We start from the raw sequence: 17,363 nt of genomic DNA on the forward strand, positions 1-17,363 counted from the left end.
AATCATTGAAAAGATATTATCTAATATTACAAAATGTAGCTATAGAAGTACTGTGCTCTTAGATTCAATTTCCTATATCCCTTAAAATACACACACCTGTGAAATCTCATCAATCCTTAATGCAAAAGCATTTCATGCTTTTCCTTTCCGTCATTTTTCTATTGGCGGGCACTCCACTTTTTGCGACGCCTGAATGTCCTATTATAAGCGGGACCTTTTCGGGGGCAAATGGAACGACCGTAGACAACTCAGCCACCGGATGGTATCTGGATGCTTCAAAAGTACTCAGCACTGGTTATTTTGCCGTAAAATCGAATCGTTTGCATGCAGAGGAACTTGGAGGGGAAGGCGTATGGTATTCGAAGGTATTTTCTACGGCAGGGTATACAGACTGGCAGGTAGCCGTGAAGGTCACTGCCGAGGGCGATTTAAATAGCACCGAATATGTAAAGGTCTATTACAAAATAAATGGAGGTGCAGAGACATTGCTGGACCAGCGAACGGGTAATTTCGGAACATTAGATTTTACCTCCGCGACACTCAATGGGAGTACTGTACAATTAGTTGTGAGAATTTATAATTACAACAATGGAGGCTCGCAGACTTCTAAATATTATATTGAACAGTATAGGGTATTTAAAGAGAAAGGCCCCTGTGCTGGTACGGGTATCACAGTGACAGCTACCGCCGGGAATAGTGGTGTGCTCACCTGCTCCGCTCCTTCTCTCACGCTTGCAGCAACATCTTCAGCAAGCAGCACCACCTATAGCTGGACAGGCCCTAATAGTTTTACATCTACTTCACAGAATCCTACCGTGAGTACAGCAGGTACTTATACTGTAACAGGTACCAGTAGTGCCGGTACAGGAACAGCTACTGTAGTGGTGACAGAAAATAAGGTGGCACCGGATCTTAGTGCTGCGGGAGGTTCGCTGGCATGTGCAACCAGTGTAACATTATCAGCTTCATCAGCAGTAGCCAATGCGACTTATGCATGGACAGGGCCGAATGGGTTTACCTCTTCTTCGCAAAAACCTACAGTAAGTGTAGCGGGTAGTTATACGGTGACAGTCACCAATCCTGCAAATGGGTGTACGACTTCTCAGACGGTACAGGTCACAGCGGGCAATGGAGCAACTACTACCTGGGAGGAGAACTTTACATTATCAAACGGAACGAATTCAGATAATGGAACGACGGCATGGACAGTGACTTCGCCTTCGGGGAGTGTGTTTTCTGTGAATAATAATGAATTTAAAATTAGTGGTATAGGTACGACAGGAGAAGGTGTGTGGACTTCGGGGAGTATAGCGATGGCGGGGAAAACCAGTGTGACTGTTTCAGGGGCGGTGCGAAGTTCAGTATCGACAGGAGCGGTGATGAATGATACGGGTGAGTATGCAGATTATTTAAGATTCTATTACAAATTGAATGGCGGTAGTGAGGTGTTGTTTTATGAGAAGACATCGGCTATCAATAATCATAGTACAACGAATACTACTTTTTCAGTGTCAATACCTACGGGCAATACATTGCAGATTGTAGTAAGGGCAAGGGCCACGGGGACAGATGAATTTTATTATTTCGACAATGTGAAGATCGCAGCTGTAGATCCTGCGGTGACGTTGGCTACAGCCGTAAGTGGGCCGGTTACCTGTAGTAGTAATGCACAGATCACGGTAACGGCAAGTGGTACGGTTTCATCATATTCATGGACGGGGCCAAACGGATTTACATCTACTCTTCAGAATCCCACTGTATCTGCGGCAGGGGTGTATACTGTGACAGGGACATTGCCGTCTGGTTGTACAGTGTCAGCAACGGCTACAGTTACTGAGAATAAAGTAGCGCCTGACCTGGATGCGATGGGTGCAGTGATAGGTTGTATGTCGAGTGTGGTGATATCTGCTTCATCAACGGTGGCGAATGTCGCTTATGCATGGACAGGGCCGGGAGGGTTTACTTCTTCATTGCAGCAGCCTACGGTGAGTGTGGCAGGGACATATACGGTGAGTGTTACAAATCCGGCAAATGGTTGTAGTACATCAAAGTCTGTGGTAGTAGCATCTTCTTCTACAACGCCGACGGTGTTCTGGCTGGAGGATTTTACATTGGCGAATGGGACGACTTCGGATAATGGGAGTACGGCATGGACAATAGTTAGTACAGGAACGGGGACGACATCGGTGCAGAATAATGAATACAAGGTGTCTTATACGGGAGCGGGAGAAACGACATGGTCATCAGGGGTGGTGGATATTTCGGGGAAGTCGAATGTGGTTATTTCAGCATTGCTCAGGAGTGAGACGGCGAGTGTGAATGATGCGTTTGAGACGGATGATTATATGAGGGTGTATTATAAACTGAATGGTGGTGCAGAGGTGTTGGTGTATGAGGATTATGCGGGGATAGGGAATACGACGACAGGGACGGCTTCGGTAACGGTGACTTCTGCGGGGGTAAATGGGAGTACTTTGCAGGTGATAATAAGGGCGAGGAATTCGGATCCTACAGAGCGGTATTTCTTTGATAATGTGAGTCTGACGGGGGCGAGTACGTTTAGTTATCCTACGGCAGTGGCGACGGTGGCAGATTCGCTGACTTGTATTAAGACTTCGGTAGTGTTGACAGGTAGTTCTTCTACAGCGGGGGTGACGTATAAATGGGATGGGCCGAATGGGTATACTTCTTCTTCGCAGAATCCTACGGTAAGTGCAGCGGGAGATTATATTTTAACGGTGACGAATGCATCGACGGGATGTGTGGGGAAGGATACGGTGACGGTGAGGCAGAATGTTAGTAAGCCGGGGTTGGTGGTGAGTGCGCCAGCAACATTAAATTGCGCTACCACTTCTGTAAATCTTACGGCTTCTTCTAACGGCACGATTACATGGAATGGGTATAATGCAGGAGTTAATCCAATTGCAGTAACTGCTGCGGGTAAATATTATGTAACTGCTAAAGGCACGAATGGATGTACAACCACAGATAGTGTGACGGTGACTCAGGATGTTACCAAGCCGACATTAGCAATTACAACTCCGGCTACTTTAACTTGCGCTACTACTTCTGTAAATCTTACCGCATCTTCTAACGGTACGATTACATGGAATGGCTATAGCGCTGGCACAAATCCAATAGCAGTAAATACTCCGGGTAAGTACTATGTAACCACTAAGGCTACGAATGGATGTACAACCACAGATAGTGTGACGGTGACTCAGGATGTCACCAAGCCGACATTAGCAATTACAACTCCGGCTACCTTTACTTGCGCTACTACTTCTATTAATCTTACCGCTACTTCTAACGGCACGATTACTTGGAATGGCTATAATGCAGGAGTTAATCCAATTGCAGTAACTGCTCCGGGCAAGTACTATGTAACAGCAAAAGGCACGAATGGATGTACAAGGACAGATAGTGTGACGGTGACTCAGGACATCAGCAAGCCGACTTTGACGGTAACGGCGCCAGCAACTTTAACTTGCGCTACCACTTCTGTAAATATTACTGCTACTTCTAACGGCACGATTACATGGAATGGATATAACGCGGGAGTTAATCCGATTGCAGTAACTAGTCCGGGTAAATACTATGTAACCTCTAAGGCTACGAATGGATGTACTACCACTGATAGTGTGACGGTGACTCAGGATGTTACCAAGCCGACTTTGACGGTAACAGCACCTGCAACTTTAACCTGCACTACTACTTCTGTAAATATTACTGCTTCTTCTAATGGTACAATTACATGGAATGGGTATAGCGCTGGCACAAACCCGATTGCAATAACTGCTCCGGGTAAATATTATGTAACGGCAAAGGGTGCAAATGGATGTACAACCACAGATAGTGTGACGGTGACTCAGGATGTCACCAAGCCGACTTTAGCAATTACAACTCCGGCTACTTTAACTTGCGCTACTACTTCTATTAATCTTACCGCTACTTCTAACGGCACGATTACTTGGAATGGCTATAGCGCCGGCACAAACCCAATTGCAGTAACTACTCCGGGTAAATACTATGTAACCGCTAAGGCTACGAATGGATGTACTACCACTGATAGTGTGACGGTGACTCAGGATATCACCAAGCCGACTATGACGGTAACGGCACCTGCTACTTTGACTTGTGCTACCACTTCTGTAAATCTTACCGCTTCTTCTAACAGCACGATTACATGGAATGGATATAACGCGGGAGTTAATCCGATTGCAGTAACTAGTCCGGGTAAATACTATGTAACCGCTAAGGCTACGAATGGATGTACTACCACTGATAGTGTGACAGTGACTCAGGATGTTACCAAGCCGACTTTGACGGTAACAGCACCTGCAACTTTAACCTGCACTACTACTTCTGTAAATATTACTGCTTCTTCTAATGGTACAATTACATGGAATGGGTATAGCGCTGGCACAAACCCGATTGCAATAACTGCTCCGGGTAAATATTATGTAACGGCAAAGGGTGCAAATGGATGTACAAGGACAGATAGTGTGACGGTGACTCAGGATGTCACCAAGCCGACTTTGACAGTAACGGCGCCTGCTACTTTAAATTGCGCTACGACTTCTGTAAATCTTACTGCTACTTCTAATGGTACGATTACATGGAATGGCTATAGCGCCGGCACAAACCCAATTGCAATGACTACTCCGGGTAAATATTATGTAACTGCTAAAGGCACGAATGGATGTACAACCACAGATAGTATAACGGTGACTCAGGATATCACCAAGCCAACTTTGACGGTAACTGCGCCTGCTACTTTAAATTGCGCTACCACATCCATCAATCTCACGGCATCTTCTAATGCTACAATTACATGGAATGGGTATAATGCGGGAGTTAATCCAATTGCAGTAACTAGCCCGGGTAAATATTATGTAACGGCAAAAGGCTCCAATGGATGTACTACCACAGATAGTGTAACGGTGACTCAGGATGTCACCAAGCCGACATTAGCAATTACGACTCCTGCTACTTTAAATTGCGCTACTACTTCTGTAAATCTTACCGCTTCTTCTAACGGTACGATTACATGGAATGGCTATAGCGCTGGCACAAATCCAATAGCAGTAAATACTCCGGGTAAGTACTATGTAACCACTAAGGCTACAAATGGATGTACTACCACTGATAGTGTAACGGTAACTCAGGATATCACCAAGCCGAATTTGACGGTAACGGCACCTGCTACCTTAACCTGCGCTACCACTTCTGTAAATCTTACCGCTACTTCTAACGGTACGATTACATGGAATGGATATAGCGCGGGAGTTAATCCAATTGCAGTAACTGCTCCGGGTAAATACTATGTAACCGCTAAGGCTACGAATGGATGTACTACCACTGATAGTGTAACGGTAACTCAGGATGTCACCAAGCCGACTTTGACAGTAACGGCGCCAGCAACTTTAAATTGCGCTACCACATCCATCAATCTCACGGCATCTTCTAATGCTACAATTACATGGAATGGGTATAATGCGGGAGTTAATCCAATTGCAGTAACTAGCCCGGGGAAATATTATGTAACGGCAAAAGGCTCCAATGGATGTACAACCTCCGATAGTGTGACGGTGACTCAGGATGTCACCAAGCCGACTTTGACAGTAACGGCGCCAGCAACTTTAACTTGCGCTACGACTTCTGTAAATCTTACTGCTACTTCTAATGGTACGATTACATGGAATGGCTATAGCGCCGGCACAAACCCAATTGCAGTGACTACTCAGGGTAAATATTATGTAACTGCTAAAGGCACGAATGGATGTACAACCACAGATAGTATAACGGTGACTCAGGATATCACCAAGCCAACTTTGACGGTAACTGCGCCTGCTACTTTAAATTGCGCTACCACTTCTGTAAATATTACTGCTACTTCTAATGGTACGATTACGTGGAATGGGTATAATGCAGGAGTTAATCCAATTGCAGTAACTGCTCCGGGTAAATATTATGTAACTGCTAAAGGCACGAATGGATGTACTACCACAGATAGTGTAACGGTAACTCAGGATGTTACCAAACCGACTTTGACGGTAACGGCACCTTCAACTTTAACTTGCGCTACCACTTCTGTAAATATTACTGCTTCTTCTAATGGTACAATTACATGGAATGGGTATAGCGCTGGCACAAACCCGATTGCAATAACTGCTCCGGGTAAATATTATGTAACGGCAAAAGGTACGAATGGATGTACAACCTCCGATAGTGTAACGGTGACTCAGGATATCACCAAGCCAACATTAGCAATTACAATTCCGGCTACTTTAACTTGCGCTACTACTTCTATTAATCTTACCGCTACTTCTAACGGCACGATTACATGGAATGGATATAATGCAGGAGTTAATCCAATTGCAGTAACTGCTCCGGGGAAATATTATGTAACTGCTAAAGGCACGAATGGGTGTACAACCACCGATAGCGTAACGGTGACTCAGGATATCAGCAAGCCGACTTTGGCTGTAGCTGCACCTGCTACTTTAACTTGCGCTACTACATCCATCAATCTCACGGCATCTTCTAATGCTACAATTACATGGAATGGGTATAGCGCTGGCACAAACCCAATTGCAATAACTGCTCCGGGTAAATACTATGTAACAGCTAAGGCTACGAATGGATGCACTACCACTGATAGTGTGACGGTAACCCAGGATATCACCAAGCCGACATTAGCAATTACAACTCCGGCTACCTTAACCTGCGCTACTACTTCTGTAAATCTTACCGCTACTTCTAACGGTACGATTACATGGAATGGATATAGCGCCAGCACAAACCCAATTGTAGTAACGACTCCGGGTAAGTACTATGTAACAGCAAAAGGCACAAACGGATGTACTACCACTGATAGTGTGACGGTAACCCAGGATATCACCAAGCCGACATTAGCAATTACAACTCCGGCTACCTTAACCTGCGCTACTACTTCTGTAAATCTTACTGCTTCTTCTAACGGCACGATTACATGGAATGGATATAATGCAGGAGTTAATCCGATTGCAGTAACTGCTCCGGGTAAATACTATGTAACCGCTAAGGCTACGAATGGATGTACTACCACTGATAGTGTAACGGTAACCCAGGATATCAACAAGCCGACTTTGACAGTAACGGCACCTGCTACCTTAACCTGCGCTACTACTTCTGTAAATCTTACTGCTTCTTCTAACGGTACGATTACATGGAATGGATATAGCGCGGGAGTTAATCCAATTGCAGTAACTACTCCGGGTAAATACTATGTAACCGCTAAGGCTACGAATGGATGTACTACCACTGATAGTGTGACGGTAACCCAGGATATCAACAAGCCGACATTAGCAATTACAACTCCGGCTACCTTAACCTGCGCTACTACTTCTGTAAATCTTACCGCTTCTTCTAACGGCACGATTACATGGAATGGGTATAATGCAGGAGTTAATCCAATTGCAGTAACTGCTCCGGGTAAATACTATGTAACAGCTAAGGCTACGAATGGATGTACTACCACTGATAGTGTGACGGTAATTCAGGACATCACCAAGCCAACATTAGCAATTACAACTCCGGCTACCTTAACCTGCGCTACTACTTCTGTAAATCTTACTGCTTCTTCTAACGGCACGATTACATGGAATGGGTATAATGCAGGAGTTAATCCGATTGCAGTAACTACTCCGGGTAAATACTATGTAACCGCTAAGGCTACGAATGGATGTACTTCCACTGATAGTGTGACGGTAACCCAGGATATCACCAAGCCGATTTTGACGGTAACGGCACCAGCAACTTTGACCTGCGCTACTACTTCTGTAAATCTTACCGCTTCTTCTAACGGCACGATTACATGGAATGGGTATAATGTGGGAGTTAATCCAATTGCAGTAACTACTCCGGGGAAATATTATGTAACTGCTAAAGGCACGAATGGGTGTACTACCACAGATAGTGTAACAGTGACTCAGGATGTCACCAAGCCGACTTTGGCTGTAACTGCGCCAGCAACTCTAACTTGCGCTACTACATCTGTAAATCTTACCGCTTCTTCTAACGGCACGATTACATGGAATGGATATAGCGCCAGCACAAACCCAATTGCAGTAACTACTCCGGGTAAATACTATGTAACCGCTAAGGCTACGAATGGATGTACTTCCACTGATAGTGTGACGGTAACCCAAGATATCACCAAGCCGACATTAGCAATTACAACTCCGGCTACCTTAACCTGCGCTACCACTTCTGTAAATCTTACTGCTTCTTCTAACGGCACGATTACATGGAATGGATATAGCGCTGGCACAAACCCAATTGCAGTAACTACTCCGGGTAAATACTATGTAACCGCTAAGGCTACGAATGGATGTACTTCCACTGATAGTGTGACGGTAACCCAAGATATCAACAAGCCGACTTTGACGGTAACAGCACCTGCAACTTTGACTTGCGCTACTACTTCTGTAAATCTTACTGCTTCATCTAACGGTACGATTACATGGAATGGATATAGCGCGGGAGTTAATCCAATTGCAGTAACTGCTCCGGGTAAATATTATGTAACGGCAAAGGGCACGAATGGATGTACTACCACAGATAGTGTAACGGTAACTCAAGATATCACCAAGCCGACTTTGACTTTAACTGCACCAGCAATTTTAACTTGCGCTACCACCTCTGTAAATCTTACCGCCTCTTCAAACGGTACGATCACATGGACGGGATATAACACAGGTTCAAACCCAATTGCAGTAACTACTCCGGGTAAGTACTATGTTACTGCACGCGGCACGAACGGTTGTACTACCTCAGATAGTCTAACTGTACAACAAAACATCTCCCCTGCTGCCAACGTACAAGCTTCAAACAATGGCCCGCTGACCTGTACAAAAACAACTGTACAAATCACTGGCTCCTCTACATCATCCGATGTAACCTATAAATGGAGCGGCCCATCCAATTATACAGCTACTACAGCACAGGCAAATGTAACAACTGCAGGGACCTATACCCTGGTGGTCACTAACACCCAAAACGGATGTACCGCCACCACCAATACCCCTGTCACTCAAAACATCACGCCACCAGCAAATATCCAGGCATCAAACGACGGCCCTCTCACCTGTCTAAAAACAAACGTGATCATCACCGGGACCTCCTCCACAAACGGAACTACCTTCAGATGGACAGGGCCTAACAACTTTGTCGCCACCACCGCATCCGCCATTGTAACTGCATCAGGCACTTATACCCTGTCAGTTACCAATCCGGACAACGGCTGCGTAGCCACCACCAATACACCTGTTATAAGTAACACCACTCTACCGACTGCCGTTATCCTGCCACCAGCGACAAATCCTGATCCACTATCAGTAGACCTCCTGAGTGCACAAAGCGTTTCCAATGCCAACTACCAATGGTCATTAGTCTCCTCCGATAACAGCTGGTTGATACTCGACGGCGCTCAAACAGCCACCGTCCTCTATCAATCAGGCAATCCAGATATCAGTGGCATATTTACTTTACTGGTTACCGACAAATCCAATGGATGCCAGAATACCGCCACATACACATTGAACACTGTTTCCGCTGCTTTGCAACAAACAGCCGCTTCGCTTGAATACAACGCATATCCAAATCCATTTACTGATCAATTATCCATTACTTTCAAATCACCTGTAAATGGAAAAATATCAGTTGAGATCTACAGTAATATGCAGGGTAACAGAGAAAGCCTCCTGTTCAACGAATATGTAAAAGCAGGTGAAGTGCATAAAATAACATACAGATCAATTAGCCTCCCCGCCGGCCTGCACTATTGTGTTATCCGCGCGAATGGTAAAGTTTACACTAAAAAACTAATCCTTATCAGATAAAACCTATGAGCCTGTATCTAAAATTGAAGTCAATCCAAAAGGTTAAAATTTTTGGGGGTATTTCAAAAAGATACAGGCTCTTTCTATTACGGATCATTATAGGAAAAGGTATCGCGTGAACAACTTCTACCGACATCATTCTATGCTGGTCCACTATAGAAACAACTGTCGCACTAACAAATGCTAAGGACAGAATTCTATACCAGATAATTTTAGAATAAGTGCCAGACCAATAACAACTACCGACATCATTCTATACTGGTCCACGATAGAAACAAATGTCGCACTAACAGATGCTAAGGACAGAATTCTATACCAGATCATTTTAGAATAGGTGCCAGGCTAATAACAACTACCGACATCATTCTATACTGGTCCACGATAGAAACAACTGTCGCACTAACAAATTCTAAGGACGTCTTTTTATGTATGACACATCCCCTTTACTCAACTAAATCCCTGGAAAATGAAACGTACCCTTCTATTATTATTCCTATGCCTCCTCTCTGTCAGCTGGATGTACAAACCCACCCAACGTGCAGATGTAATCGCCATGGATGAATTAGTAAGAGCAGAAGAAGGTGGCCCCAACGGCATCATCTCCTTCCACCTGCTAAACGGAACAACAGCACCCAGCGATATCACCATCACCTACTCCGTCAATGCCACCGTATCAGATCCGGCCACCAACGGCGTAGACTACACCACCCTCTCTGGTACCATTATCCTCAAAGCCGGTTATTCAGAAGCACAACTGATCATTGACGTCAATGACGACCTCCTGATCGAAGGAGACGAAAGCATTGAAATCGGTCTGCTCTCCGCAACTGATGCCGACGGCATCAGTTATCTCGGTACACAAAGAACCTTAACCGCTAAACTGATCGATAACGACAACCGCCTGGCCATTACCAAAACTACCGATGGTAAAGAACTCGGCAACGGAAACGCCAGCAATGGTGAATTTAAAATCAGCCTTCCGGGAACACTTACTTTTAATGAAGACATCCTGGTGAAATATACCATTGACGGCGCCAGCTCTGCCACCGGAGGCGCCGGGACTAGCTTCGACTACAATAACACCAGTATGACAGGCGAAATCAAGCTACCTGCTAATACTAACAGCATAGCACTCCCTGTCCATGTAAATGACGATAACATCGTTGAACCCACCGAAACCGTCCAGGTGACCCTGCAATCCACAAGCCTCTCCTCTTCAGGAGCAATGACTTTCTCTGCCAGCTCCTCCGCTGTTGTAAATATTGAAGATGACGATGTTAACATCCCTATCGGTATTCAGTCTACCACAAACGGTAAAGAACCCGGTGGCACCGGCAATGATGGTAGCTTCTCCATCGGATGGCCCAATGGCACTTATACTACAGGCTTTGTGCTCGTGAGATTCACCATTACCGGCACCGCCACTAACGGAACAGATTATACAACTATCACCCTTACTAAAAATATTCCCGCAGGTACCAGCAATGTTCCAATTGCTGTAACTGTTAAAGACGATAACCTGATCGAAGGTCCGGAAACCGTTATCCTCACTATCACTGCATTCTCTGTAGGCACAGGCGTACCAGCTCTCACCACAGGTACCAGCGTAGGCACTGTTACCATCGCTGATGATGATTTCATGGCTTCGCAACAATGGAAGTCAGCCAGCTATACAGGAACAGCAGTAAAGGCTGGTGACGTGATTACTTATTCCCTTCACGTGCGCAATACCGGGAATGTGGTGTTGAATAATGTAAAGATCACAGATACGGTTCCGGCTCATACTGTTTTTAAAAATGCAGATGAAAGTATATCTCCTGATGCGGTTGGCAAACTGACATGGACTATTCCTGCTATCGCCGTCGGCTCTACCATCACACGAAACTTTGCTGTAACTGTGGCAAATGATCTGACCGGCGTCACCAATATTACCAATACCGGCAATGTTGATAACGGCGATGGTACAGGCAATCATCCTACTACCCCACCAGATCCATTAAATCCTAATGAGCCGCAATCCAATCCGGATCCTAACGATCCTTCTACCGATGTTCCCGTTGATAATGGTGGTAAACAATCTGTGAGCTGGAAAAGTACTGACTTCACAGGCATCGCCAAACCCGGCGACGAAATCGTTTATCATATTCATGTACGTAATACAGGACATGTGGCATTGACTAATGTGATCGTTACCGATGCCATTCCTGCCTATACCGAATTCGTAAGTGCAGATGAAAGCATTACTCCCGTGAGTGGTAAACTGACCTGGACCATTACTGATATTCCTGTCGGCGCCGCAGATGTGATCAGAAGTTTTACAGTGCGTGTAGTAAATGACCTGACAGGTGCTACCAGCATTACAAATACCGCTGGTGTAGATGATGGCGATGGCAGTGGCGAACATCCGACTGTACCTCCGGATCCTTCCAATAATGATCATCCAAAATCCAATCCTGATCCTAACGATCCCTCTGTCGATATTCCGATAGACAATGCAAAAAAATCTCTCAACTGGAAAAGCGCTGCTTATACCGGAACTGGCTCAGGAGGCATGGTGAAGACGAATGATGAAATCACTTATACTATACACGTCAGGAATACTGGAAATGTCGCATTGAACAATGTGATCATCACCGATACAATACCGGCATATACTGTATTTGTAAGTGCCGATGAAGGCATTACTCCCGTGAATGGTAAACTAACATGGACCATCACTGATATTCCCGTTGGCACTGCGGATGTGACCAGAAGTTTTAAAGTGAAAGTGGCACAGGACCTCACGAATGCCGGGTACATCACCAACACTGGATATGTAGATAACGGCGATGGCTCAGGCGATCATCCGACTACGCCATCCACCACAGGTAATCCGAATGAACCTATGACGAACCCGGATCCAAATGATCCATCCACTGAAATTCCTGTAGATAATGGCAAACAATCCCTGAACTGGAAAAGCGCCACCTACACACCTACCGGACCTAAAGGCGGTGTGACTACCGGTGATGAAGTTACTTACACCATTCACATCCGCAACAATGGAAGTATTAAACTCGTCAATGTAAAAATTACGGACACGATTCCTGCCTACACCGATTTTGTCAGCGCAGATGAAAATATTCAACCCGTTAATGATGTACTGATCTGGACCATTCCGGAAATAGCCGTGGGTGCACCCGATGTGACGAGAAGCTTTAAGGTAAAAGTAACTACCGATCTTACAGGTGCCACCTTTATCACCAATACTGCTGCCGTGGACAATGGCAATGGCAAAGGAGATCAGCCAACGATTCCTGCTGATCCCGGAGACAATGATAATCCGGCTACTAATCCGCCACCGGGACCGTCTACGAACATCTCTGTAGACACGGTGGTAAACTGGGTCACCTGGAAAGTAGCCACTCCTGCCAGTAAAAAAGATAAAGTAATGCCTGCTGAAGAACTCACCTATCAGATCTACATCAGAAACACGGGTAATACCGCCATTGAAAATATCAAAATAACGGATGCCGTTCCTCAGTATACTACCTACATCAGCGCTACTGCTAATGGTACCTATAGTGAAAGCGATAATGCTGTAGCCTGGAATATTCCTGCTATCCCTGTAGGCAGCACAGCAGAAGTATCTATGATTGTTAAAACGATTGATAATCTCGACAGCATTCCCGTCATTACCAATACCGCTACCGTTACGGATAGTACCAACTCAAAACCAACGGCAGGCTGCGATCCGGCAGTAGATGGCTGCAGCGGGGATCCCGGCACTAATATCGAAACAACCCCGGGAAAAACAATATTGTCTTTTGCCAATGCCATGAGTCCGAACGGAGATGGTAAGAATGATTTCTTTGTGATCAAAGGACTGGAAAAATACCCACCCGCTCCCCTATTCGTGTTCAACCGCTGGGGCGATATGGTTTTCCAGTCAAAAGCATATCACAATGAATGGGATGGTGCCGGATTAAGCGAAGGCGTATACTACTATAAACTGGATGTAGACGAAGGCGATGGAATAAAACAATATACAGGATGGGTCATCTTAAAAAGAAAATGATCATGCGTACACTGATAGTTTTTTTATTGTTAACAGGGGCGTTGCAATCAACTGCACAGCAGAATGTGCAGTTCAGTCAATACATTTTCAATGGCCTCAGTGTGAATCCTGCATATGCAGGATATAAAAATGCGTGGTACCTGAACACGATCTACAGACAACAATGGACGGGGTTACCCGGTGCGCCGCGAACGGCAGGCGTGTCATTTGATGGCCCGTTACGTCATGATAAAGACAAGGCAGGAATGGGTCTGGGTGTACAGTTAATGGCTGATATGTCAGGGCCACAACAGGCATATTCTCTTTATGCCTCCTACTCTTACCAGATTCCGCTGAATGCGAATCGCACACAACACCTGAGTTTCGGTCTGGGTGTTGGCGTGGCTCAATATCATCTGGATGGTGAAAGTCTTCAGTACTTTGATGCGGAAGACCCCACCTTCCCGGGTGGAGGTGTCAATGCCCTTACTCCTGATGCCCGCTTTGGTATTTATTATCATTCTCCTTCCTTTTTTATCAGTGTGTCTGCATTGGATCTCTTTAGCCAATACCTCACTGCTGACTATAAATGGAAAGGATATAATTATGAAAATATCCGGAAGACAACGCACCTCTACCTGTCAACCGGTTGTATGCTTTCTTTGTCAGAACAGTTGCAGCTAAAGCCGTCAGTCATGGTCAAAGATGATCTGAAAGGTCCGACAAATATAGATTTCAATGCTATGCTGCTAATCGATCGTGTATTTTGGATAGGCGGTTCTTATCGTACTGCATTGCCGGTATGGCGTAAAGATCTGCCGACGGGTCTGGAGGCGAAAAATGCTGCCAGTGCACTTGTTGAATTTTATATTTCTGACAACTACAGGATCGGGTATGCATATGATCTGAATCTGAATGAGCTGGCCGATGCACAGGGAGGCTCGCATGAAATCTCGATAGGTATTTTATTCCGTCCTAAAAGGTACAGTGTATCAAGTCCACGGTATTTTTAAAATCAGAAAAGATGTTGCGTAAACTTATAGTATTGCTGTTTATCCCTTTATTCAGTTATGGGCAGGAAGATAAAAGCCTGATAGAACTGGGGGACGAAGCATTTGCAAGACAGGAATATGCAGATGCGGCCAAATTGTATGGTCAGTTAGCTGACAGGAAAGGGAAAAAGGCACCATTGGTCTTACTGGACAAAACAGCAAATTGTTATGTAGCAATGGCGAGGTTTGAAGAAGCGGGTTATTGGTATTTCAGGATGTTGCAGCATCCCGGTTGTTCTTCGGCAGTAAATATGTTGTATGGGGAAACACTGATGAATATGGAACATTACGACTCTGCTAAAAAATACATTGCATTGTATACTACATCGAATACAGATAGTATGCAATGGAAGAACAGACTATTGGCAGGTTGTGATAGTGGGGTGCTCTGGAAGAAAAGTTCGCACTTCATGGCATTAGAGAATATTAAGGAACTGAGCACGCCTGGTGCTGATTGGATCAGTGGTGTGGTAAAAGATGGATTGCTGCTGGTTTCTAACGGATACCGGAAAATGTTGCTGACTACAGGGTCAGAGCGTCATCCTGAGATTGATCCACGGGTAGATCAGCCATATTTCAAACCATATGTATTTAAACAATATCAGAAAGGAAGTAATGCCAATACTTACCTGGAAGAAGTGCTGCCGAAACTACTGGGGAAATTACCATATCATGTAGGTCCGGTATGTTTTAATAACAGGGAGGATACTGTCTATGTGACCTTAAATGCAGATGTGTTTCACAAAACGAAAAAGGGGCCGATAAACGGGCAGCGTTTAATGTCGCTGTTCTGGGCTTTTAAGAAAGGTGATACATGGTCTGCACTTGCACCTGTTACTGAATTAAATGCACCGGGCAGTTATACGGGTAATGTCGTAATTAGTGGTCAGATACTTTACCTTGTATCAGACAGACCGGGGGGAGTGGGGAAGACAGATATATGGTATAGTGAGCGGAAGGCAAATGGAACGTGGGGGATGCCAAGGAACTGTGGGAATGTTATCAATACATCATCAGAAGAGACCTTTCCTACTGTCAATGAACCGGGGGTGCTTTATTTTTCAAGTAAAGGACATATTGGAATTGGTGGTTTTGATATTTTCCGTGCAGTGGGCAGTGGTGATGAATGGAGTGAACCCGTGAACCTGAAAATGCCTTTTAATTCAGGTGGTGATGATCTGGGGTTTATTATGAAGGACAATTACTATGAAGGTTATTTTGCGTCGAACAGGAATGGAGGGAATGGAGGGGATGATGTTTATCATTTTATGGATACGCATGTGACAGAGAAATTGGAGAATAAGCCGGAGGTGGCGGTGCCGAAGATGGTTGTGCCAGAGCAGGGTGTACCAGAGGTGATTGTTCCAGAGATGACTGTTCCGGAGCTGGCAAAGGTGGAGCCCCCTTCATCTACGCGTAAAACACTTAGTGGGGAAGATAGTGCTGTTATTGATAAACTTGAGCACATGTGCTTTTATTATGATTATAACAGTGCGATCCTGCTGACTAGTTCAAGAGAACTGCTGGACAGGGTAGCGAATGTGCTCAGGAATTATCCGCAATGGAAATTGATGGTACGGTCTTATACGGATAGTAGGGGGAGCAATGATTATAATATGGATCTGTCGGCTTTGAGATGTTATGCTGTGATAGATTACCTGATTAAAAGTGGGGTATCGCCAAAGAATCTTTATTATGAAAATCTTGGGGAACAGGAGCTGGTAAATCCGTGTGCGGATGGGGTGCCTTGTGGGGAGGAAGAGCATAGGAAAAACAGGCGGTCGACGTTGAAGGTGTATTATTGAAGTTTAACACAAAAGAGGAAGCAAGCTTCCTCTTTTGTGTTAAATAGCGACATAGTTACAGGAAACCGTTATAATCAATTAGCCCGGTGGCGATTACTTTTATTGTGTCTTTTTTACAACCGGCCAAAATGATAATGAGTGGTGATGTTTATTATTCAGGATGTGTGTTTTTTCTAAATAATAAAATACTGGTCACGATCATGTAAACGAATGTCAGACCGTGGATAAGCAGGTGTTGGATGTCTTTTGCACCATTGGTCATCAAGACAATACAAAAGTCATTAGCCGGTATGATGATGGCAGTTGTTAAAGCCAATGCAGCAGATCGGCGCATTTTCAGGAATAGAAATGGGAATAGCATTAGTCCGGAAAAGATGTCGCGTATGCCCTTTATTCTTCCGTATGGCAGGTCTTCAACACCCGATATAGGAATTCCAAAACCATTGGCACCTACGGAAGGTGCTATTATAAATCTGCCGCCGATGAAGATGATTCCTGCTGCCAGTAAGAATGTCATCCAATAAGATGCTGAATTAAATCCCCAGTTTTTGTTTGTTTTCATTGTGTTATGAATTAATAACACAAA

Annotated in this window: 5 protein-coding genes; 4 read left to right on the forward strand and 1 reads right to left on the reverse strand. The window is 44.8% G+C overall.

Annotation, left to right across the window (positions count from 1 at the left end):
• Positions 1-119 precede the first annotated feature (119 nt).
• The 4 genes from QQL36_RS30430 to QQL36_RS30445 all read left to right on the forward strand — a co-directional run bounded on the left by QQL36_RS30430 (position 120) and on the right by QQL36_RS30445 (position 16,777).
• Positions 120-9,884, forward strand: a complete 9,765-nt coding sequence (locus tag QQL36_RS30430; protein WP_321567864.1) for a T9SS type A sorting domain-containing protein — start codon at positions 120-122, stop codon at positions 9,882-9,884.
• Between the two features lie 466 nt (positions 9,885-10,350).
• Positions 10,351-13,941, forward strand: a complete 3,591-nt coding sequence (locus QQL36_RS30435; RefSeq protein ID WP_321567865.1) for a gliding motility-associated C-terminal domain-containing protein — start codon at positions 10,351-10,353, stop codon at positions 13,939-13,941.
• A gap of 2 nt (positions 13,942-13,943) precedes the next feature.
• Positions 13,944-14,933: a type IX secretion system membrane protein PorP/SprF gene (locus tag QQL36_RS30440; protein ID WP_321567866.1), complete on the forward strand. Its 990-nt coding sequence runs from the start codon at positions 13,944-13,946 to the stop codon at positions 14,931-14,933.
• Between the two features lie 11 nt (positions 14,934-14,944).
• Positions 14,945-16,777, forward strand: a complete 1,833-nt coding sequence (locus tag QQL36_RS30445; protein WP_321567867.1) for an OmpA family protein — start codon at positions 14,945-14,947, stop codon at positions 16,775-16,777.
• Between the two features lie 151 nt (positions 16,778-16,928).
• On the opposite strand, the gene QQL36_RS30450 is transcribed toward QQL36_RS30445, so the two are convergent.
• Entirely contained in the window at positions 16,929-17,339 is a 411-nt protein-coding gene (locus QQL36_RS30450; RefSeq protein ID WP_321567868.1) for a DUF4267 domain-containing protein, read from the reverse strand.
• Between the last annotated feature and the right edge of the window lie 24 nt (positions 17,340-17,363).

This window comes from Chitinophaga sp. LS1, assembly GCF_034274695.1.
Lineage (GTDB): Bacteria > Bacteroidota > Bacteroidia > Chitinophagales > Chitinophagaceae > Chitinophaga.

Excerpts from the sequence above, each read along its gene's own strand:
- QQL36_RS30430 (WP_321567864.1), top strand. The coding sequence starts at position 120 with ATGCAAAAGCATTTCATGCTTTTCCTTTCCGTCATTTTTCTATTGGCG.
- QQL36_RS30435 (WP_321567865.1), top strand. The coding sequence starts at position 10,351 with ATGAAACGTACCCTTCTATTATTATTCCTATGCCTCCTCTCTGTCAGC.
- QQL36_RS30440 (WP_321567866.1), top strand. The coding sequence starts at position 13,944 with ATGCGTACACTGATAGTTTTTTTATTGTTAACAGGGGCGTTGCAATCA.
- QQL36_RS30445 (WP_321567867.1), top strand. The coding sequence starts at position 14,945 with ATGTTGCGTAAACTTATAGTATTGCTGTTTATCCCTTTATTCAGTTAT.
- QQL36_RS30450 (WP_321567868.1), bottom strand. The coding sequence starts at position 17,339 with ATGAAAACAAACAAAAACTGGGGATTTAATTCAGCATCTTATTGGATG.